Genomic DNA, 20,997 nt, shown 5'->3' on the forward strand with positions numbered 1-20,997 from the left:
CCCAGCAATAAAGAGTACAGATGCAAATCTGGAGCCGTTTTATTACGGTGGGGATTACCTCAGCGGTGGTTACTGAATCACCCCCTTCGTCGGGGGAACCCTCTCAAATCTTTTTTTGGCGCGTCGAAGCGGGGGCAAAATCCCTGGACTCCCGCCAAAATCTCAAAACTCTTGCCCTGTATTAATTTGAAGGAACTGAGTATCAATTGATTTAGTTTTTTCATTTTCAAGTGGAGATGCTTTTAGGTAGTCCTGACAAATGTGCAGTTTAAAAGCTTCAATAGTAAGGGTTTCAGACGGTCGGGTTTCAACTACCATCCCGACTAGGGGTGGGTTGAAAGGTATCAAATTCGACTCTAATGGTTATCAAGTGATTGGTTTCAACTACCATCCCGACTAGGGGTGGGTTGAAAGCCTAAGTCTGGGCGGGTTGATATTCCTACTGATTGTTTCAACTACCATCCCGACTAGGGGTGGGTTGAAAGTTAACGTTGGATATATTGGAGATTTTTGCACTGCCGTGTTTCAACTACCATCCCGACTAGGGGTGGGTTGAAAGTCGTCTTTAATTTTTTCTAGGGAAACTTGAAACTCGTTTCAACTACCATCCCGACTAGGGGTGGGTTGAAAGAAGCCTAGCTTTGTAGGAGCAAAAAATGAACCAACATGAAGTTTCAACTACCATCCCGACTAGGGGTGGGTTGAAAGCTGCAACCGCAAATATTCGTCCTCATATAACACTAGTTTCAACTACCATCCCGACTAGGGGTGGGTTGAAAGACGGTTAGACTTGCTTGGATACGTTAGCGATCGCATGTTTCGACAGCCATTCCGTCTAGGGATGGGTTGAAAGTCTTGAAAATCTAAGAGCAACTACACTATAGATTTATTTAGAGGGTTGAAAGGAGCATCAGACTCTTAATTTAAGTGATAGAGATAATATTTAAGCACAGATATATTTCTTACTCAGCAATAGCATTTAGTATTTGCATGGAAATAAATAGCTTTGAGACAACATTAATTTGTTAACGATGTCTTTGAGGATTTAGGGGACATCAATTTGTTAAAAAAGACATTAATTTTGTTAACGACGACAAATTATTTGTAATCGACTTTAGGACAAATAATTTGTCGCTTTATGTACTTTGACAAATAATGTGTCGCTCTACATCAGTTAATCGACAATAACCAAGCGACGTTAATTTGCGAAAACCTATAATCATCAATATAGTACACAAATCTGTCGAAAGCGACACTAATTTGCTAATAACGACACTAATGTGCGAAAAGCGACATTTAATGTGCGAAAGTACAAATGTACAAAATGGGCGACCTGGGGCTCGAACCCAGAACCAGCAGATTAAGAGTCTGATGCTCTACCATTGAGCTAGTCGCCCTCACCATTTACTACTATAGCAAATTATTTGAACAATAGTTAACCTTTATCGGAAAATCTTCATATAACTAGTTGACATTAGCAAACACATACCCTCTGATGCGGATAAAACTTGCTCATACAAAATCAAAACTAGGTAATAGCACCACTAATTATACTCAACGCACATAGTAATCAACGCCAGAATCATAAATTCAAACAAGAAAATATGCAACGCCCAAAATCTGGTTGTTATGATGAAAATGATGGAATTATCGAAAAAGCACCTACTGTATCTACTAAAAATAACAAAATCATCATGGAGTTACTTTGGCAATGCCACGAGATGAATCAATAGATAATATGATGGAACAACAAGCTTGGGATGCGTTAGAGAAATCTATTGTATATTATAAAGGGCGACCAGTAGGAACGCTGGCAGCTTACGACCCTTCAGTGGATGCTCTCAATTATGACCAGGTATTTGTTCGTGATTTTGTCTCTTCCGGTTTAATTTTTCTGAGTAAAGGAAAACCTGAGATAGTTCGCAATTTTCTCAAAGAAACCCTCAAACTCCAGCCCAAAGAAAGACAGCTTGATGCTTATAAACCAGCGCGGGGACTGATGCCTGCCAGTTTCAAGGTAATATCTATAGATGGGGAAGAGTTTTTAGAAGCTGATTTCGGCGAACATGCGATCGCGCGTGTAACTCCTGTAGACTCATGTCTATGGTGGATCATTCTACTGCGTGCCTATGTCGTCTCCACTAAAGATATTTGCTTTGCCCATCACCCAGAGTTTCAAAATGGGATTAAGCTGATTTTGGAGCTTTGTTTGGCAAACCGCTTTGATATGTACCCAACTCTTCTAGTACCTGATGGTGCTTGCATGATTGATCGTCGCATGGGTATATTTGGTCATCCATTAGAGATTCAATCTTTATTTTACGCAGCTTTGCGTGCTGCTAAGGAATTATTAGTCTGCCAAGCTAATCCCAATATTATTGAAGCAATCGATAATCGCCTACCTCTATTATGTGCTCATATTCGCCAACATTATTGGATTGATATTCATCGCTTAAACGCTATTTATCGCTTTAAAAGTGAAGAATATGGAAAAACGGCTGTGAATCTGTTTAATATTTATGCCGATTCACTACCCTATTATGAATTAGATAAATGGTTGCCTGTAAAAGGTGGTTATTTAGCTGGAAATGTGGGACCATCACAGTTAGATACTCGTTTCTTCTCTTTGGGTAATCTGATGGCGATTATCTCAGAATTAGCAACCGAAGAACAATCCCAAGCAATTATGAACTTAATTGAAGAACGTTGGGATAATTTGGTGGGAGATATGCCGATGAAAATCTGCTTCCCCGCATTACAAGGAGAAGAATATCGGATTGTTACAGGTTGTGATCCTAAAAATATTCCTTGGTCTTATCATAATGCCGGAAGCTGGCCTGTGTTAATGTGGATGTTAGCAGCTGCGGCAATGAAAACAAATCGAGTTCACCTAGCCGAAAAAGCTATTAATATAGCTGAAAGTCGTCTCCAAGAAGATGAATATCCTGAATATTATGATGGGAAAAAGGGACGTTTAATGGGTAAGCAAGCTAGGAAATATCAAACCTGGACAATTACTGGTTATTTACTAGCAAAGGAGTTAGTTAAAAATCCCTCCCATCTACCTTTAGTAAGTTTTGAAAAACTACCCCAGGAATTAGTTTCCCGTGCTTGTGAATTTGAAATTGATACTGTTGATGTGACACTATATTAATTAGGATAGGAGTCAGAATTCAAGGGTATAGTTTTACTGTTTAAAATCCCCGATTTCTTGAGAAAGTTGGGGATCTACTAGTTACAAATAGTTTACCTAGTAGCTAAAATTGAGTAAGATTAATATTTACAGAGATAGGACTACTATTTGATTTTTGTTGGCGTAGCTTGCGCTTACAGATATGTAGGGTGCGTTAGCGTTTCGCGTAACGTACCATTATATGTTTTCCTTACTCTGTATATATAGAAAGAGGTTTGCGGGACTATGGCATGACTTCCGTACCAAACTTCGTATTTGTCATACAAAGTCGTACCGACATTCCCCAAACTTCTTCCTCAAATATAAATAATTGTGAATCATCAATAATGTAATAACCAATCATGGAAAAAATCGAATCCCGTACCGAACAAGTGGTACAGGAAGATTTAGTAATGTTTATAAATGCTTGCTACTCCTGCACAGGACAACGAGAATTTTATGATGAAGCAAACGGACAAAAACTATCAATTAGCTTCTTACATGATTACATTCTAGGTAATTATAGATTACTATATGCCCGCACTTTAGCAATAGGAATCAATCATTTTAATCAAGCCCAAATAATATTAAAACTATTAGCAACAGGCAAGAATATTAATCCCGAATATCGCCAAGAGGAAGGAGGATTAATTGCTGAAGCATTAAACAAGCTTCCCCCACAAAGGGCTTGGGGACTATTACAAGAACTACAAAATAAACGGATCAATAATCGTCGAACTAGAGCCATAGTTAGGGATTTTATCGCTACACGTCGAGATGTAAATTTTGATGCGGTTAAATATCGAACAAAGGTAAAAGCAGCAATTTCCCATACCCATTTAAAACTCAACAACGAACTGCCAATATTTTTGTTCGATTACCAACAACAAAAAGCCTTTACAACCGATTTATTTGAAAACTTTCGGAAAGCCCATTATAGTCAAGATGCAATTTATAAGTTGCCCTTTACCATTGCGGAAGGATTCGCAACCAAACACAAAATTAAACGTGAAATATTTTTATCTCGCATCCAATCCCAAATGACAATCGGGGAAAAAATGCGCTATCAAGGTGCAGCAGAACGTAGTGACATCAATATTAATGTTGATTGGGAACATTTACCATTAACTAAATTAGCATTATATATTCTGTCATTACCAATGGAAACCCGTATCCAAACATGGGAAAAATTTCATCGGGTGCTAGAAGAATTAGCTAAGAAAGTGCTAAAAAAATCACCTTTAAAATTAAAATTGGGAAGAGTTGCAGCAGTATTAGATAATAGTTATTCTTCTTCTGGTTCCCTCGAAAAACGCCGTCGTCCCCTTGGTATTGCTTTAGCAACACATTATTTACTGAAAGCTGCTGCCACTGATTATCGAGCATTCTGGACGTTACAACCAAAAAATTCTTTATTAGTTGAACCTCGTGGACAAACTGACTTGGCTACACCATTACTAGCAGCACTTGGTTGCGGTGCTGAGACTGTAATTATAGTATCAGATGGATGCGAAAACGACCCACCCAAGGGAGCAACAGAAGTACTGCGGATTTATTGTACCAAACTTGATCGACTTCGTAAAACTTCGATAATCCACTGCAATCCAGTATTTAACGCTGAAGACTACACCCTACGTTCCCTCAGTTCCCATATTCCCACCGTCGGTTTGCGGGATGCGGAAGATTTACCGACTGTATTGGGGTTTGCCAAATTTGCCGAAGGTTCGTTAAATTTATCAGAGTTAGAATCCTATTTAGCTGAAAGAGTAAGCAGCTTTTTAAAACATGGGTTTTAGTTGAGAATTATGGGCTAAATTCAGATAGTTGGTGCGTGACACTACAAACCCTAATTTACCTGCATGATTCTCAAAGTGTCATACACCCTACCTTTATGAATACGCCAATATGTTAATAAAAAATATTTTATTAAAAGGATTACAAATTGCTCCATCCCAAGTCTGCGGTTCTATTCGGATTGTTCCTCTAGTACGTCATAAAACTCGTGGTGATTTACATTTACAAAATCGTAAATACAATGATGATTTATCAATTGTCTCCATCGATAAAAATACAAATTATTATTCCTATATTCCCCACGGAATGGTGATGTCATGGAGTGATGATGGCAGTAGCGTAGCAAACATGGGCATCAATATTACCAAAAAAGATGGGAAAAGTTTTAATAATAAATATGCAAACGTGCGATTAATGCATCGCATGGCAAAAAGAGAAAGTAAAAATACCCTGAGATTTCTACCTTTGCATTTAGCGATGGAAGGATTTCTCTCGCTGTATTTTAATGCTCCAAAAATTGCTTGGGATGAGTATTCAACCTATGCAAAATCGTATGGATTAGGTTGTCGTACAGAATATTCTGTTAGCGGTAGGGCAATATTTGGTTTGGAAGAAGCGTTAAGGGTATTTGAAATTCATGAAGGACAAGTGGGAGTATTGGTATATGTTGCGGAAGCATTAGCATCGGCTTTTGTAGTTCCAAATCCTCAAGATTATCGTGCTTTACACTATAATTTACTTGAAGATTTTTATGGCGACTTAATATATCGATACGCTTTGATGTATGATCAAACCTATTCGATGGATTTATCTATTGATGCATCAAAAATAAGTAATCTAGCTGATTTGAGAAGCGCTGTTGTTCAAATGCGAAAAGACTGGGCATCCTTTAATCAAGGTATGATGTTAGATGGTTTACTAGATAGGCAAATTCACTCTCGGTTAGTTTATACTGCTGGATGTTTTGAGTTACAGCGATTTGTCACTCAGGTATCTCTAAGTGATGAAGAAAATCATATAGGGGAGGCTATAATCCGCGATAATGGAGAGTTGGAATATCTACATACCTATCGTTTAACAGCAGCACAATCCCGTCGAGTATATTATTTGAGAATACTGGATGAAAATAATTGGAATTTAAAAGAAACAGCAACAGCTTTAGCTTGTACCCAAGAGGAGTTTGTGAGAAAAATGGAAAAGGAAGGTTTTGGCTATTTATTTCAGCAGCAAATTAGGGATAAAGCTAGAAAAGCTAATAAAAGATAACAGATGGTTTATCAAGGATTTCTAATTTGTATTTTCGGAGAGGATGTTTAAACTAATTAGCAATTCGTAATTACGAATTGATTTAACGTTGGGTTCCGCTGTTGCTGCACCCAACCTACGAAAAACAATTTTCATATTTAAGACTATTAACAAGTAGAATTTCCAATTAAAATTATATGCTCAATCCACGTCAAGTTGCTTTTTTCGCTTTACGTGATGTCCACAAAGGTGCTTTTGTTGATGTTGCTATTGATCGAATATTAAATAAATCTAATTTAGCCAATCTTGATCGTCGTTTAGTTACAGAATTAGTATATGGTTCTGTTCGCCGACAAAGAACCCTTGATGCCATAATTGATAAAATTGCTAAGAAAAAATCACAGCAACAACCAAAAGATTTACGCACAATTTTACATTTAGGTTTATATCAACTCCGTTATCAAGAACGTATTCCTGATTCTGCGGCTGTCAATACAACAGTTGATTTAGCAAAAGAACATGGTTTTCCTGGTTTAACTGGTTTGATAAATGGAATTTTACGACAATATCTGCGTTTAATTGATGCGGGTGATGAGATTATTACTAGTAGCAATCCGGTAGAAAGATTAGGAATTTTATATAGCTTTCCCGATTGGATTATTCAGGTGTGGGTTGAACAGTTTGGTTTAGAAGAAACAGAAAAGTTGTGTCAATGGATGAACCAAACTCCAACTATCGATTTACGCGTTAATTTATTACGTACAACAGTTGAAAAAGTTGAGGCAGCTTTCACCGCAGCAGGTGTGAAATACCAAAGACTTCAGTATTTACCCTGTGGTTTACGCTTGCTTGGTCATAATGGACGCATTCAAGATTTACCAGGCTTCCTGGATGGATGGTGGACTGTTCAGGATAGTAGCGCCCAATTAGTTGGATATCTCCTAGACCCTAAGCTAAACGAAGTTATTATTGATACTTGTGCAGCCCCCGGAGGGAAAACAACCCACATCGCCGAATTAATGGAAGATCAAGGTACAATTTGGGCGTGCGATCGCACTGCTTCCAGAATGGGTAAATTAAAGGAAAATATCCAACGTCTACAAATCCAATCCATCAGAACATGCGTTGGTGATAGCCGTGATTTGCCTCAATTTACAGGCATTGCCGACAAAGTACTACTAGATGCACCCTGTTCTGGCTTAGGAACTCTCCACCGTCACGCAGATGCTAGGTGGCGACAGACTTCTGCCAATGTTCAGGAACTAGCAAAATTGCAAACAGAATTAATTTCACAAACATCAAAATTTGTCAAACCCGGTGGTATCCTTGTTTATGCCACTTGTACCCTACATCCCCAGGAAAACGAAGCTGTAATTGCCTCATTCTTAGAAAATCATCCAAATTGCCAAATCGAAGCACCAAACCCAGAATCCCCTCTTGCAGTCCACGCTACACCATCAGGATTCATTAAAGTATTACCCCACAACCAAGACATGGACGGCTTTTTTATGGTGCGCTTAAGAAAAACCAACAATTCAGGGTGAATACTGTTTGCGGTTGTAAAATTTAGTCGAGGGTAGAATAAATCAATTAGGAGTCTGGTTATGAAATCGCAATCATCGAGTACAAAGAACTTAGTCAAAATCTTGATTGGAGCAGCTTGGATCGATGGTAAAATTCAGCCGGAAGAACGGCAATATCTACGCCATATTGCCCAAGAAAAAGGGGTTGCAACAGATCCAGAAATTAAACCATGGTTATATGAATTAGTATCAGTACAACCCAATGAGTGTTACAACTGGGTACGAGAATATTTGGGTGAACATCCCACAAACGAAGACTATCAAAATTTGATCCAAGCAATTAGCGGTTTGATTTATAGTGACGGAGAAGTAGCAGTAGAAGAAGCAAAACTTCTAACCAAATTACAACAACTATCTGATGAAAACGATGTCAGCCAAGCAGGTTTAAATGTAATTCTTAAACAAATTCAGAAACTTTATCGTCGTTGGTTAGAAGTGCAAAATTAAAATCAGTGAACAGTTACAGCAGATTAGGGGTAAATCAGGTACAGAGATGAAGAATCAAACTTTGCTGGTACGGGCATCTTGCTTCGCTAAGATAAAATCTATCGCTACACCAGCAGAGCCAAACTTCGTGGGTTAAAGAGATTCTAGCCCACGAAGGTGGGCTTTGTTTATTATTTTAAATACAATTTGCTCTAACTTACTATTTTCCGTACTTATAACTACGTCGCCATTGTTCCAAATTCTCAATAGATATTGCTTTTGTCAGCACATTAACGCTACTTCCCCGCCATTCCACCTCTGAATCGGTAGTAAAAACGCCGCAATTTAGGTGTTCTAGCCTAATATCCCAATATTCACTAAACCGACTCTTGAGTGTCATAACCTGCTCAAAAACTTTATTTCGATGTTTATTTCTTCTCTTCCTCTCAGTTGCCCCAGTTGCCTCTGTGTCAATAAATTTAGTTTCGATCAGTAGAAGATTACCCACAGACGAAAGATAGACAAAATCACATTTACCCAAGTCAGTATAGTCAGCAATTGGCGACTTTTCAAAAAGTAGCAATTCCGAACAACAAGGAAACAAATCTTTGATATTTAAAAATAAATAAGCTTGTAAAAGTAATTCTTTATCATAGGGAAAACCAACTACACCTTCAAAGAATCTCCGAATGTCCTCTTGGCTTTGAGGCTGGATTCTTTTACAGTATGCTACAAACCTATTTAACTCATCTGCGTTCATGCAGTTTTTGCTCATTGCCTTCTCGCCGCATAAAACGTCATGGCATAAAAAGATACCACAATATTATGAGGTAATTCATCCGAGTAAGTAACTAAAAAACATTTTAAAGTCGCTTTTTATCAGTTATTTTACTGATGACGTTCCAAGGGATTGATGTGCTAGTGCATCAAGGTAATCAGTAGTAGTGCAAAATTAATCATATATTCCGAACAAGTTATTGCACCGTAACGATGGGATAATTTTTAACTGGAAATCCCTAAATACAATTTGTAGTGGAGGATACTTGCTTCTCCATTTTGCACTACGATTATTTACCCTGATTGCCCTGATTTCTATTTCGTGCAGACCAGAAGCGCTATATATTCAGAACAACTTGACATTTTTATAGTTTTAATGTACTATATGTATACAAATCACTCAGAACTATTACCCTAAGTCAAACAGTGCGGATTAGCAAACACACGTAGCGAAAGTCAGGCATACGTACAAGTAAATGCCAATATTCACCATCTATCGACTTTCCCGTGAACCAACTGAAATTCTAAAATCTGTTTACAAATCTAAAAAGCTTCTTTCAATGCCCATCAAATTGCCCTATAATTGGCTCCCCAGTTCTTGGGATTGTTTCATTCCGCTACCCTACGGAAACGCTTGCCGTAGGGTGCCCGCAGGGCTATAGAACGTTTCTTGTATGCCCAAAGGGCTTTACGCTTCGTACTGCAAAACGGAGAAGCAAGCTACGCAATAACTGATTTTGGATCATTTATTTTTTGGAACACTCTAAGTCTAAAACTTTTCATTTTTAGGCTAAATATATCAAACATTCACATGTATATAGCGAGGTCTGAAACATGATTAACCAAGCTGCAAAAAAATCTCTAACAAATAATTTCATCTCTATTGTAGAACTGTTCAACCTTTTAGCGGCAAATCGTCAACATATTATTCTTAATTTTCATAATTTACAAGAAAATTATCAATATCAACATATTCGCCAAGTCATTGGAACAAGAGATATTGATGGGAATTTAATTCAACCTTGGTTAAAAGCTGAAGATATCGATAAAAATGAATATGTTCAAATTACTTCATTTTCCCTAAATCGTCATACAGCTTCCTTGAATATGTTAATTCAGCGTCAAGTGCGACTGATAAATACTCAAGATGCAACACCAATTACGGAAGTTGCTGGACTATTAACTAATCAGTTAAATCGCTTTAATAATTATACGGTTGTTAGTGATGGTAAATTTAATATTCGAGAAATTAAAGTCAAGATCAGTAGCAAAAAAACATTTGAGCTATTACATCAGAGTGACATAATTACAGACTCAGAATTTGACTTTCGTAGGGAATATACAATTAATCTAGATAAATTTCCAATAGTTGATTTGGAGCAACCATATCAAACTATTGATGGTGTATTTCAAAAGTTAGCAGAAGCAAAAGTTTTGGTTAGTATTATTTCTGCACATTTAAAACAAGAATCTGATGTTTTTTTAGCAGAACAATTAGATAGTTTAGCTCAACACCATCTTTCCAAACAAGTTTATCTGAACTTTCCAAAAACAAAGGAAAGTAGCGAAAGCATCCAGATGCGAACAATTCATAAAATTGATATTGGGAATAAAGATATTCTTAATCTCAGTAAATTTCATTCGGCAAATAAGTTTCTTAATCGAATGTATTGCGGTTACGATATTGAGACAGGTGAAGTCTTAAAAAAATTAGACTTTGGCATGGCAATTCTGACAAATGTTGCTTTCCAATGCAAGCCAATTTCTTCCAGAATGAAAATAACTGAAGTTGATCAATTCATGAAGCTAATTTTTGATGACTTTCTTGGATTCAGTAATTGTGGAATAGTCACAGAGATTTTAACCAGAGTTGGAGATCGTTACTTAATTCAATTGTTACAAGAAAAACGTCAAGGAAAGCACGCAAGTAAATCAGAAATGGTAGCCGCTTTGACAGCGGCAAATACGATGTTAGGGCAGTATATAGAAAGCATCTATCGTGAAATAATTTCACCCTTAGTTTTCTATATTGGTTCTACCGGGCTTTTACCAAAGAATATGGAAACTACGGCAATGAATAGCCAGCAGCTTGCTGAAAAGTATCCAAACTTACAGTTCTCTCCTAATGAAAAACATGGAAAATTTTTTGAAGTTGGGGATAGTATAGTTAGCATATACTCTCAGACAGAGTTATATAGTCAGAAAACCGATATGACAGTTTTGAAGTGAATTCATTATGGCTTACACAACTGGCATAATAGTGAACTTAAAAGAGGCAATAAGCGGTGTTGATGTTTCTCCTGCTTTAGGGCTACGTTGTGTTGTGTCAGACGCAATAATCTAAATGCATCGCAACGTAGCAACTAGCTGGTGCGTTGCGATAAACCCCCAAGTCCACAACAAATTAAATATTTTTCTGCGGCTTTGCCTTTAGCTTAGTTCTAAATTATTTAGATAGAAGTGAAGTTATAAAAACTCGGTTATTGGTTTGTAATAGTGTTTATTCTCAGCAATTTTGGATTAAGTTAGTTCCCGATATTCGGAGATACGGCAGGGCAGATTTTCACTTTTTGAGGTACAAAAATGCTCCACCCTCCTGTTGGCAAGGAGAGTGTACTCAAAGAGAAGCCGCTACGCGTCTATGGAGAGGGGTGCAGCACTGCCGAAATACTGTATTTGATTAGCTGCTTCAGAAATTAAAACTAATTTAATTTAATTAAATATAATGTGAATTAGGTAAAACGTTAACCAAGGAGTCACAAATTAGATGAACAATCTGGTTAAACCTAAACTTACGGGATTAATCAAGAATTTACAGAATGGAGATTTAACACTGCGCTTAGATGTTATAGTTACACTATCTCAAATGGGCAAAAATGCCAAAAACGCAGTTCCGGCTTTAATTGCTGCATTGTCAGATTCTCAGCTACGTTACCATATAATTATTGCTTTAGGAAATATTGGGATTGCAGCTAATTCTGCCATTCCGGCTTTAATTATGACTCTTCAAGATGTGGATGAGGTAATTAGAGCAATTACCATTGAAGCACTATGTAAAATTGGCTTAGAAGTTGATCTTATTCCTTCATTAGTTATAACTTTACATGATGATTCTGCAAGAGTTAGGGCAAATGCGGCTTTTGCGATTGGTTGTTTAGGAGAAAAAGCTAAACTTGCGATTATACCTTTAGTGGAAATTCTTGAAGATAAAGATGATTGGGTACGGGGTAATGCTGTTGAAGCCTTAGGGAAGATTGGTAAAGATGCTGAGATGGCAATTCCCTATTTAATTACAGCTTTATCGGATAATTATTCAGGAATTCGTGCAAAAGCAACGCTATCTTTAGCATATGTTGCCCCAGAAAATCAGGCGATTCCATTATTAATCAATATGTTTGGAGATAGTGATGCTAGAGTCAGAAGTGCTGCTGCTGATGCATTAGGAGTTTTTGTAAACGAAGTAGCCAGCGTTGTTATAATATTAAAAACTGGTCTGACAGATAAAAATATATATGTACAGATGAACGTCGCTAAAGTTTTGATGAAAGCTGGGGTTGAAGTTGAGAACTGTTTAAATATTTTCGTCGCAGCTTTGAAGCAAAGTGATGCAATCGTGCGGGTGACAGCAAGTTTAAATATAGGTGTAATTGCTGCGAGTATTCAAGATGTGATCAATAATTTTTGTTTGATGGATATAGAAAAAATTATATCTGTATTTGAAGAGGTAAATTTATTGATATCGCAAGTAAATTTAAGCTGTACAAAGTCAGTAATTACTTCTATAAATTCGGCTTTACAAATTTTGAATAAATCCAAAACTGCCTTGAAAAATAGATATTAAACAGGGTTGTGTAAGTTTATAACTAGATATAAAATTTCACTGTGAATACGGTTTGGTTAAGGAAAAATAGCTATTAGCAGTTAGCTTTTAGATATTGGTTCTCAGCATCAATAGTATATAGATGATTAAGTCTTATTCTTAGCTTTTTGCTCCCTAAGCTAACCGTATTGTGTAGCCTCACCTGTAGCAGATTTATTGAGAATATAATATTTAACAATTTACTGGCTTTTCACTCGTATCTCTCGTGACTGTTGTTTCACAAAGCCTGACATGGCAGCTTGTTGTAAATTCATGAAAGCATTTAAATCTTCCGAATCATATTTGGTTTGCAGGAGATTTCTCAGTTGTTCTTCTGCTTCCAGGCTCAAATAGCCAGCTTGTAACACTTTTTGAACTAAGTCACGGATCAATATCATAACTCTGCACCTTTATTTCATCCAATTCATCAAACACATTAATACCGAAAGGGTAGCCTCTACTTTTACTTAGGATGTAGAGGCTTTTTTTATGCGTGATGTTGCTGATTTTAATAAAACTTAATAATAGTTTTGTTAAAGTTCGGAACAAAACTCAGTAGAAATACGACTAATGGTGGTTGCAAATAAAAGTCATGTGTTCACCTGCTTATTTAGTCGCACCCCATTTTTGGATGGCGTTACGAAGTGCGCCTTCTGGCAGACTGGCTAAATCAAAGGGTTCACCTTGCTGAACTCTTTCTAAAGCGGCAAAAAATGCTTCGACACCTGCTGCGGCACCGTCGGGGTGATCCATGATTCCGGTTCCGGCATTGAGAATTACGTCTTTACCATAATCTGCTAAGGCTTGAGGAACGATACCAGGATGAATTCCTGCTGAGGGTACTGGCATCACATTACGCGATCGCAATCTATCACGAATCATCATTTCTTCGTTAGCATCAAATGGCAAACTACCATAGTGGGCAGGGTATAAAACTGCATCTGCTCCGGCATGTGCCATCAGTGTCCCTAGGGTAATAGGGTATGATATGCCGTGATTTGGGGCGGCGGATATGGCTCCGGCTCCAGCAGGATGAGTAAAAATTGGCACATTTACTTGAGGGTCTGCTGCTAAAGCTTCCAGAACCGAAAAGCCGTAGGAAAAAACGTTGAGTAACAAGGCATTAGCACCAGCCCTAACTAATTTACGGGCATTCTCAACTAACTTTGTGGCGTTACCTGTGACGTTAACAGCATAAAGTAACTTGCGTCCAGTTTGCTGCTGAACAGTATCTATAACTTCCCGACAAGCTGCCAGACGTTCAAAGGTTGGTGCTGTGGGAATATTACCGAGGATTTCATCGTCTTTGATGATATCTAATCCAGCTTGAGCAACTTGTTGGAGAATTTCGGCGTGATCCTGTGCCGAAAGTCCCAAGGCTGGTTTAAAGATTGCCATAATTAGTGGACGCTGGGATATTTCTAGCTGATTGCGAATCCCCGAAATCCCAAATTTTGGGCGTAAACCATAGTTTTCTGGTAGCCGTAAATCTACAACCTTTGCAGCACCAGCCATGGAATATTTACCAAATATCATGGTGAGGAGACTGGGAATATCATTTTCAACATTGCTTTCTGGGAAGCGCACAGTAGCAACACTATCTCCACCATCTAATTTGACGACTGAAACCACTTCAGCTAAATGTGCTTGTAAGCTTTCTTGACGATGGGCAAATCTTGCGTCCCAAGTTCCCGCAGTTTGTCCAACTGCGATAATTTTGGCTTGCTTTTCGGCATCAATACCGGATGGGAAGCGATAATCTACTTCGATTGACATTATACCTCTGCGAGAAATCAAGGGATGTGCAACCAAATATTACTACGGTTCTCAGCAGGCAGTCTCAATGAAAAAAAGTTTAAAAATTATAAATGCGATCGCCTACTTGCATTCTTACTGGTACTGCTTGACCTTGAGGATCAATTTTGGTTTCAATTAACATTGGTTTTATTTGTCCAACACGGACTTGTATTCCTCCCAATATCTCTTGGCTCATTTTCTCTCGTTCTGGCTCTGGCATGTAGTATTTTTCAATACCGTAATTTATTGTGTCATAACGGTATTTTCCACGTATAACTATTTGATTTTCTGGTAATGATTTTGGTAGTTGAATGGCAATTTTTAGTGGTTTCCAGCGATTTTTGTCTTGCTGCATCACCACATATAAATTTGTCCCTTCAGCCACGGGATAGTATTGTTGGTGACTACCAGGATATTTTTTAACTAACTCTTTCCAACCTGGAAGTTTTTTTAAGGTTTGGGGATTGGAGATATCATAACTCAAATCGATCCAGGAACCCCGCCTAATATCGTAGGGATCAACTGGTGTTGTTTGTAAAATAATTGTTCTGCCTGTCAATTGCGTATATAAGCTTGGCAGCGGTAATAGTAAAATTAGGAATGTTTGCAACATCAAGGGTATTAACAACCGTTGAAAAGAAATAGGTGTTAATGAATTTAACTGATGATGTAATGATTTGCGAAAATTAATATATTTTGAAGAATTTGATTGCAAGTTGGGTATCTTGGATTTCATAAGGGAGGCTTGGAGGAGCGAAGCGATAAAGCATATAGATGGTTTTCAAACCATAATCCTACAAGAATAACTACAATGCCGCACCCAGTGAAAACGCCGGATTTTAAAAGTAAATTAGTTTCGTATTCTAACATCCTGCTTAAAATTTGCAAAATGAGTAGTAGCATTCCACCCCAAAAAGTAATACGTTTGCCAGTTTCTAAAGCTTGACGAATTAAACCTACAGCTAATGTCGCTAATAGGCAATTAAATAGGGCAATGGGGATTGCTTCTAAACCCAAATTGAGACGATACCAAAAAGGGATCAAAAACGCGATCGCACTCCAGGTGAAAATAATCAAGCTACTCAAACCGATTCTATTTCGACTACTGCGTATTAATAAGAACCACTGAAAGATGGCAATAATACTTAAGCAAATTATATCAACTAATAACGTCAAATTGAAATTTGTGCCGTCGGCTATTACTTGTGTATATAAGGAAGGTGAATTTTGCCAATAGTAATGAAATGAAAATATGTAAAATAAAATGCAGAAAAATACTAGGGATAAACTACGTGCAATGGGTTGAAAACGGCGAAGATTTTGCCAGGGGAATAGTCTATCATCATAACTCCACAATAAAAGTGGCGGTAGTGCAAATGCAAAGGAAGCTAACCAAGGAAAACGGCTAGATGGAGTGAGATATTCCCAAGGTTGGAGATTAAACTGCAATGATATCGTGAATGCGATCGCGCCCAGCACAAAAACCCACCGGGAACGACATAAATAAGCCAAGGGTATATATCCTAACCACAAAAGTAAAGGTAAATGTTCTACAACTAACCGTCCCCAAGTCAAATCATTGGTTGCATTTGGTAAATCTATTAATCCTCCCCAGTAGCCAATAAATGTTAAAATTAGGGCAAATACCCCCAATGAAGCTAAACCCAAGCTATAAGCCATAATCAAAATACCCCCAGCCCAAACTAAAACCACTTCATAATTGGGGATATTAAGTTGAAAAAGTTGCACTATTATTAGTAAATTTATACCCAACAACAACGCACCTAAAATTAACAACCCCTCTCCCAAAAGTTGTTTGCGTTGCCTTGCTTCTGTTTGTCTCCATAATTTAAATCCAATTACATTAGTAGTAAATAAACTACTTAGTAACAATCCAACTTTGATTTCTCGTGGTATTTTCTCCCAGTTAGCACTGGCAAAGGAAATGATACCCAAACCCAGAAAGATACTGCCTAATGCAATTAGTATCCAAATGAAATTATCTTTAGGCGATATTTCTAAAGTTTCAAATTGATAACGTTGGACAAGCTGTTGATATTGACCTTCATTAATCATCCCTTCATCACGCCAAATGCGTGCTTCTTGACATAATTTCACTCGAAAATTATTTGATGGCATGATTAAAAAATAAGTAATGAGTAATAAGTACGTTTTGTAACGGGGATTTTACAAGGCAGCTTTGCGGGGTCATCCGACTCGGCAAACGTGCCGCCCCGACACAAAACGGACTGCATGTAGAGGCAGGGGACTTAAGCCCCCAGAATTTGTTAAGTACTTTATATTTACTGAAGGCAAATTTCCTCATTGTTGATGTAGAGATTGTGACAAAGTTAAAATAATAAAAAAACTAAATAAATAGAATAAAATTCAACTAAAAATTTACTATCCAAATTATGGCGGCATTTATTTTAAAATTTTCAAAAATCATAAATATTTACTTAAGCTTTAATTAATCCTCATCATTGAAAAAGACTTTTATAAACCATCCTAAACTATGTAGTCCTACTGCATAAAATGCGAATTTATGGTGCCTAAATCCCAAACTATTTAATAAAATCGAGGTTCAAAGATAGAGACATACCATTGATAGGTTTATTCAAGGGTTGTATGTGACACATAATCAATTCCCGGAGATGAGAAATATTCCCTGTTTACATTGCGTAGTCTGAGTGTAGATTCTGGAACAAATTTCGGATAAAATCTTCCACATATTAGAAACCATAAGGCTACGATCAAGCCCTTGAATGTAAGACTAGGTTGACTTTCAGCGACAAATTCACCCCAAAAGGGGAATACAAATTTATTTTCGCCATGTAAACTTTCACTTAAAACCCTAACCTATAAGTTTTCATATTCAAAAACCATGCGTAAAATTTTAGCTTCCTTAATATCATTGAGCTTGCTGGGATCATTATCCATTCCAGTGACAGCAAAAACTCCAGAAAAACTCACATCTACAACAGGTGCCATCGCATCAGTAATTGCAGCTAACCTGATGAGGAATTTCCCAGATGGTGGTTTTTACCCAGAAAGATTTGTCAGTCGGGGAGAATTAGCAACAATTATGGTGAAAGCATTCCAACTCAATAAACGGGAAGCGAGCAAAAGAGAAAATGTGACAATTGGTGATGTCCCAGCTACTTACCCAGCCCATAACGATATTCAGACAGTGCTGAAAAATGGAATCATGGAAGGGTATCGAAACAACCTATTTTTTCCCAATCAACAGGTTTCTAGAGCAGAAGCGATCGCTATTTTCTCCCAAGCCTATGGTGTATTCCAATTTCCTGATACCACAGTCAGCGAAATTTTATCAATATACCCAGATCAAAATAGCATCCCTACCTGGGCACGTAAAGCCATAGCCACAGCTACTTCAGAAGGATTTATTGAGGGTGACACCCAAGGAAACCTACAACCCCAAAAACCCATGACAAGGGGTGCAATGGCAACTTTACTCAACAACTACTTGCAACGTCAACAGAAACAACCAGAAACACCTATTGTTCCTGAAGTCAAGTAATCTTACTTTTGGAGGGGGCAGTGGGGAAGATCAGTAGAAAGTTTGGACTCCTCCCCATATAAGCCGTCCTACGGTGTACAGATAAGTCGGTAAATCCCTCACTCCGTCTCTTGTTGGAAATCCCAGTCTCATAGCACAACTCCATTGAAATGGACTAAAAACCAAAAATATTCAGTCATCTTGCAGATGACTTTAAGCTATTAGACAGCGAGCAGCGCGTTGCGGGGGTTTCCCCCGTTGTAGCGACTGCGGTGGATTATAGAAAATCTAGGGAATTCAGTTTTCTTGATCCTCTGCCTTCCATTAACAGTTGATTTATGAACTATTTATAAAATTTTCTACCTGAAAAACAGAATTTAAAGTAACTATAAACACTCATTTTTTTCATAAGTAAATAAATATGCGTATAAAAAAACGTCATATAATCTAGTGCTTAATTAGATAAACTTACCTGATACAAGACATCAAGCACATTTATATATCAGAAATTATCACCAGGTACTAGGTAAAATAGAATACAATTCATGTGTTTGTTATGAAAACACTAACCAATACAGCGAACAGCCTGAGCGTGTGAAAATTAAGAAAGAATAACTAGAGAGGAAAACCTTATAGTATGCATCTGAGTGAAATTACACACCCCAACCAGTTGCACGGTTTATCGGTTCGGCAGCTACAAGCGATCGCACAACAAATTCGAGACAAGCACCTGCAAACCGTCGCCGCGACTGGAGGGCACTTGGGACCGGGTTTAGGTGTTGTTGAATTAACATTAGGACTCTACCAAACACTCGATCTAGATCAAGATAAAGTTATCTGGGATGTAGGGCACCAAGCATATCCCCACAAACTCATTACCGGACGCTACCAAGATTTTCACACGTTACGTCAAAAAGATGGTGTAGCCGGCTATCTCAAACGCTGCGAAAACAAATTTGACCACTTCGGTGCTGGACATGCATCAACCAGTATTTCCGCTGGCTTAGGGATGGCAATGGCAAGGGATGCCAAAGGTGAAAAATTTAAGGTTGTCTCCATCATCGGTGATGGCGCATTAACTGGAGGCATGGCATTAGAGGCAATTAACCACGCCGGACACATGCCAAAAACCAATCTTTTGGTAGTTCTCAACGACAATGAGATGTCCATCTCACCCAACGTTGGCGCAATCCCTCGCTACCTCAACAAAATGCGTCTCTCACCACCGATTCAATTCTTCTCAGGTAACATAGAAGAACAATTTAAAAATATTCCCTTTGTTGGAGAATCATTATCACCCGAACTTGCCCGCATTAAAGAAGGGATGAAACGGTTAGCAGTGCCCAAAGTTGGAGCAGTGTTTGAAGAACTTGGCTTTACATACATGGGACCTGTTGATGGTCATAATTTAGAAGAACTAATCACCACCTTCCAACAGGCACATCAAATTACCGGACCAGTTTTAGTCCATGTTGCCACCACCAAAGGTAAGGGTTATGAAATAGCCGAAAAGGATCAAGTTGGTTATCATGCCCAAACCCCCTTCAACCCCACAACCGGGAAAGCAATTCCTTCCACCAAACCCAAACCCCCAGCCTACGCCAAAGTTTTCGCCCACACCCTAGTCAAACTTGCCGAACAAAACCCCAAAATTATCGGCATCACTGCGGCAATGGCAACAGGTACAGGCTTGGACAAACTTCAGCAAAAATTACCCAACCAATACATTGATGTGGGAATTGCTGAACAACATGCCGTCACCCTCTCTGCTGGTTTAGCTTGTGAAGGAATGCGTCCAGTAGTGGCAATTTATTCCACATTTCTCCAACGAGCATTTGACCAAATTATCCATGATGTCTGCATTCAAAACCTCCCCGTCTTTTTCTGTTTAGATCGTGCCGGAATCGTCGGAGCAGATGGTCCCACCCACCAAGGAATGTATGACATTGCTTACCTGCGATGTATACCCAACATGGTATTGATGGCTCCCAAAGACGAAGCCGAACTACAACGGATGATCGTAACAGGAGTTGACTACACAAGTGGTCCTATTGCCATGCGTTTCCCTCGCGGTAGTGGTTATGGTGTACCTTTAATGGAAGAAGGTTGGGAACCATTAGAAATCGGCAAAGGCGAAATTCTCCGCCATGGAGATGATGTGCTTTTAGTGGCATACGGAACAATGGTGAATTCTGCCATGCAAACGGCTGAAGTTCTTAATGAGCATGGAATTCAAGCTACAGTGGTTAACGCCAGATTTGCCAAACCATTAGACACTGAGTTGATTTTACCACTTGCTAAAAAAATCGGACGCGTGGTGACACTAGAAGAAGGTTGTGTCATGGGTGGCTTTGGTACAGCAGTCGCGGAAGCATTGTTAGATGCTGATGTAGTTGTCCCTGTGAAGCGTATTGGTATCCCCGATATTTTAGTAGATCATGCAGAACCCGATCAATCTAAAGTTGAACTGGGTTTAACTAGTTCGCAAATTGCCGAAAGTGTTATGACAGCTTTCTTTAAACCGCAATTATCTGTGGTGAGTTAAAAGTCAGAGGGAAAATAAATTCATTCCTCCTAGTCTCAGCTCAAAGGTAGTGGTATAAGCGGTTTTCAGATGAGTAAAGTATGTTGATCTTACTCCCATTCCTCGAAGGGAAGGGGTTGGGGGTTAGGTCGGCTATTGGACATAACCTAGAAACGCTATATTATGCGTCATTACCAATAGGGGCAAGAATCCCATTAGATTTTGATTTTCTCGATATTGTGACCATGCCGTCTGCATAAATTATACCAATTTGAAAAAACAGCGTGACAGATAGAT

At 38.3% G+C, this 20,997-nt stretch carries 16 protein-coding genes, 1 tRNA gene and 1 CRISPR repeat array; of the genes, 11 read left to right on the forward strand and 6 right to left on the reverse strand.

The window, feature by feature from the left end; translation table 11 throughout:
• Positions 1–20 precede the first annotated feature (20 nt).
• Entirely contained in the window at positions 21–185 is a 165-nt protein-coding gene (locus CAL6303_RS30235) for a hypothetical protein (protein ID WP_158333134.1), read from the forward strand.
• Between the two features lie 119 nt (positions 186–304).
• Positions 305–853: a CRISPR direct-repeat array (repeat unit 37 nt; unit sequence GTTTCAACTACCATCCCGACTAGGGGTGGGTTGAAAG).
• 472 nt (positions 854–1,325) lie between these two features.
• Here the strand turns inward: CAL6303_RS30235 and CAL6303_RS06685 are convergent.
• A tRNA-Lys gene (locus CAL6303_RS06685) sits at positions 1,326–1,397 on the reverse strand.
• 207 nt (positions 1,398–1,604) lie between these two features.
• Between CAL6303_RS06685 and CAL6303_RS31395 the strand changes: the two genes are divergently transcribed.
• From CAL6303_RS31395 to CAL6303_RS06710, 6 genes are all read left to right on the forward strand, one after another.
• Positions 1,605–1,733: a hypothetical protein gene (locus CAL6303_RS31395; protein ID WP_015197085.1), complete on the forward strand. Its 129-nt coding sequence runs from the start codon at positions 1,605–1,607 to the stop codon at positions 1,731–1,733.
• Positions 1,712–3,154 (forward strand): glycoside hydrolase 100 family protein, encoded by a 1,443-nt coding sequence (locus tag CAL6303_RS06690; RefSeq protein ID WP_015197086.1) that lies wholly within the window; start codon positions 1,712–1,714, stop codon positions 3,152–3,154. The genes CAL6303_RS31395 and CAL6303_RS06690 overlap by 22 nt, the downstream gene beginning before the upstream one ends.
• Before the next feature lie 380 nt (positions 3,155–3,534).
• Positions 3,535–4,968, forward strand: a complete 1,434-nt coding sequence (locus CAL6303_RS06695) for a hypothetical protein (RefSeq protein ID WP_015197087.1) — start codon at positions 3,535–3,537, stop codon at positions 4,966–4,968.
• Between the two features lie 109 nt (positions 4,969–5,077).
• Entirely contained in the window at positions 5,078–6,232 is a 1,155-nt protein-coding gene (locus CAL6303_RS06700; protein ID WP_015197088.1) for an ARPP-2 domain-containing protein, read from the forward strand.
• A gap of 176 nt (positions 6,233–6,408) precedes the next feature.
• Complete coding sequence (locus tag CAL6303_RS06705; RefSeq protein ID WP_015197090.1) at positions 6,409–7,755, forward strand: 16S rRNA (cytosine(967)-C(5))-methyltransferase; 1,347 nt, start codon at positions 6,409–6,411, stop codon at positions 7,753–7,755.
• Positions 7,756–7,815: 60 nt separating this feature from the next.
• Positions 7,816–8,241 carry a TerB family tellurite resistance protein gene (locus CAL6303_RS06710; protein ID WP_015197091.1) on the forward strand — a complete coding sequence of 142 codons (426 nt, stop codon included), beginning with the start codon at positions 7,816–7,818 and terminating at the stop codon, positions 8,239–8,241.
• Between the two features lie 199 nt (positions 8,242–8,440).
• Here CAL6303_RS06710 and CAL6303_RS06715 read toward each other — a convergent pair whose 3' ends face one another.
• The gene (locus tag CAL6303_RS06715) at positions 8,441–8,980 is read right to left on the reverse strand and encodes a hypothetical protein (protein ID WP_041739177.1); all 540 of its coding nucleotides are present in this window, start codon (positions 8,978–8,980) and stop codon (positions 8,441–8,443) included.
• An 851-nt stretch (positions 8,981–9,831) separates the two neighbouring features.
• On the opposite strand from CAL6303_RS06715, the gene CAL6303_RS06720 reads away from it, so the two are divergent.
• Both CAL6303_RS06720 and CAL6303_RS06725 read left to right on the forward strand, forming a co-directional pair.
• A complete protein-coding gene (locus CAL6303_RS06720; RefSeq protein ID WP_015197093.1) occupies positions 9,832–11,226 on the forward strand; it encodes a hypothetical protein in 1,395 nt (464 codons plus the stop codon).
• 538 nt (positions 11,227–11,764) lie between these two features.
• Positions 11,765–12,838 (forward strand): HEAT repeat domain-containing protein, encoded by a 1,074-nt coding sequence (locus CAL6303_RS06725; RefSeq protein ID WP_015197094.1) that lies wholly within the window; start codon positions 11,765–11,767, stop codon positions 12,836–12,838.
• A gap of 218 nt (positions 12,839–13,056) precedes the next feature.
• Here the strand turns inward: CAL6303_RS06725 and CAL6303_RS06730 are convergent, their stop codons facing one another.
• From CAL6303_RS06730 to CAL6303_RS06745, 4 genes are all read right to left on the reverse strand, one after another.
• The gene (locus CAL6303_RS06730; protein WP_015197095.1) at positions 13,057–13,254 is read right to left on the reverse strand and encodes a hypothetical protein; all 198 of its coding nucleotides are present in this window, start codon (positions 13,252–13,254) and stop codon (positions 13,057–13,059) included.
• Positions 13,255–13,462: 208 nt separating this feature from the next.
• Positions 13,463–14,632, reverse strand: a complete 1,170-nt coding sequence (locus CAL6303_RS06735) for a RuBisCO large subunit C-terminal-like domain-containing protein (protein ID WP_015197096.1) — start codon at positions 14,630–14,632, stop codon at positions 13,463–13,465.
• Between the two features lie 79 nt (positions 14,633–14,711).
• The gene (locus CAL6303_RS06740) at positions 14,712–15,389 is read right to left on the reverse strand and encodes a GDYXXLXY domain-containing protein (protein WP_015197097.1); all 678 of its coding nucleotides are present in this window, start codon (positions 15,387–15,389) and stop codon (positions 14,712–14,714) included.
• On the reverse strand, positions 15,386–16,792 hold the full coding sequence (locus CAL6303_RS06745; RefSeq protein WP_015197098.1) for a DUF2157 domain-containing protein: 1,407 nt from the start codon (positions 16,790–16,792) through the stop codon (positions 15,386–15,388). Before CAL6303_RS06745 ends, CAL6303_RS06740 begins: the two co-directional genes overlap by 4 nt.
• Before the next feature lie 745 nt (positions 16,793–17,537).
• Here CAL6303_RS06745 and CAL6303_RS06750 point away from each other — a divergent pair.
• Complete coding sequence (locus CAL6303_RS06750; protein ID WP_015197099.1) at positions 17,538–18,197, forward strand: S-layer homology domain-containing protein; 660 nt, start codon at positions 17,538–17,540, stop codon at positions 18,195–18,197.
• A gap of 616 nt (positions 18,198–18,813) precedes the next feature.
• Positions 18,814–20,721, forward strand: a complete 1,908-nt coding sequence (dxs, locus tag CAL6303_RS06755; protein ID WP_015197100.1) for a 1-deoxy-D-xylulose-5-phosphate synthase — start codon at positions 18,814–18,816, stop codon at positions 20,719–20,721.
• Positions 20,722–20,997: the final 276 nt, after the last annotated feature.

Origin of the sequence: Calothrix sp. PCC 6303 (assembly GCF_000317435.1) — a bacterium.
Lineage (GTDB): Bacteria > Cyanobacteriota > Cyanobacteriia > Cyanobacteriales > Nostocaceae > PCC-6303.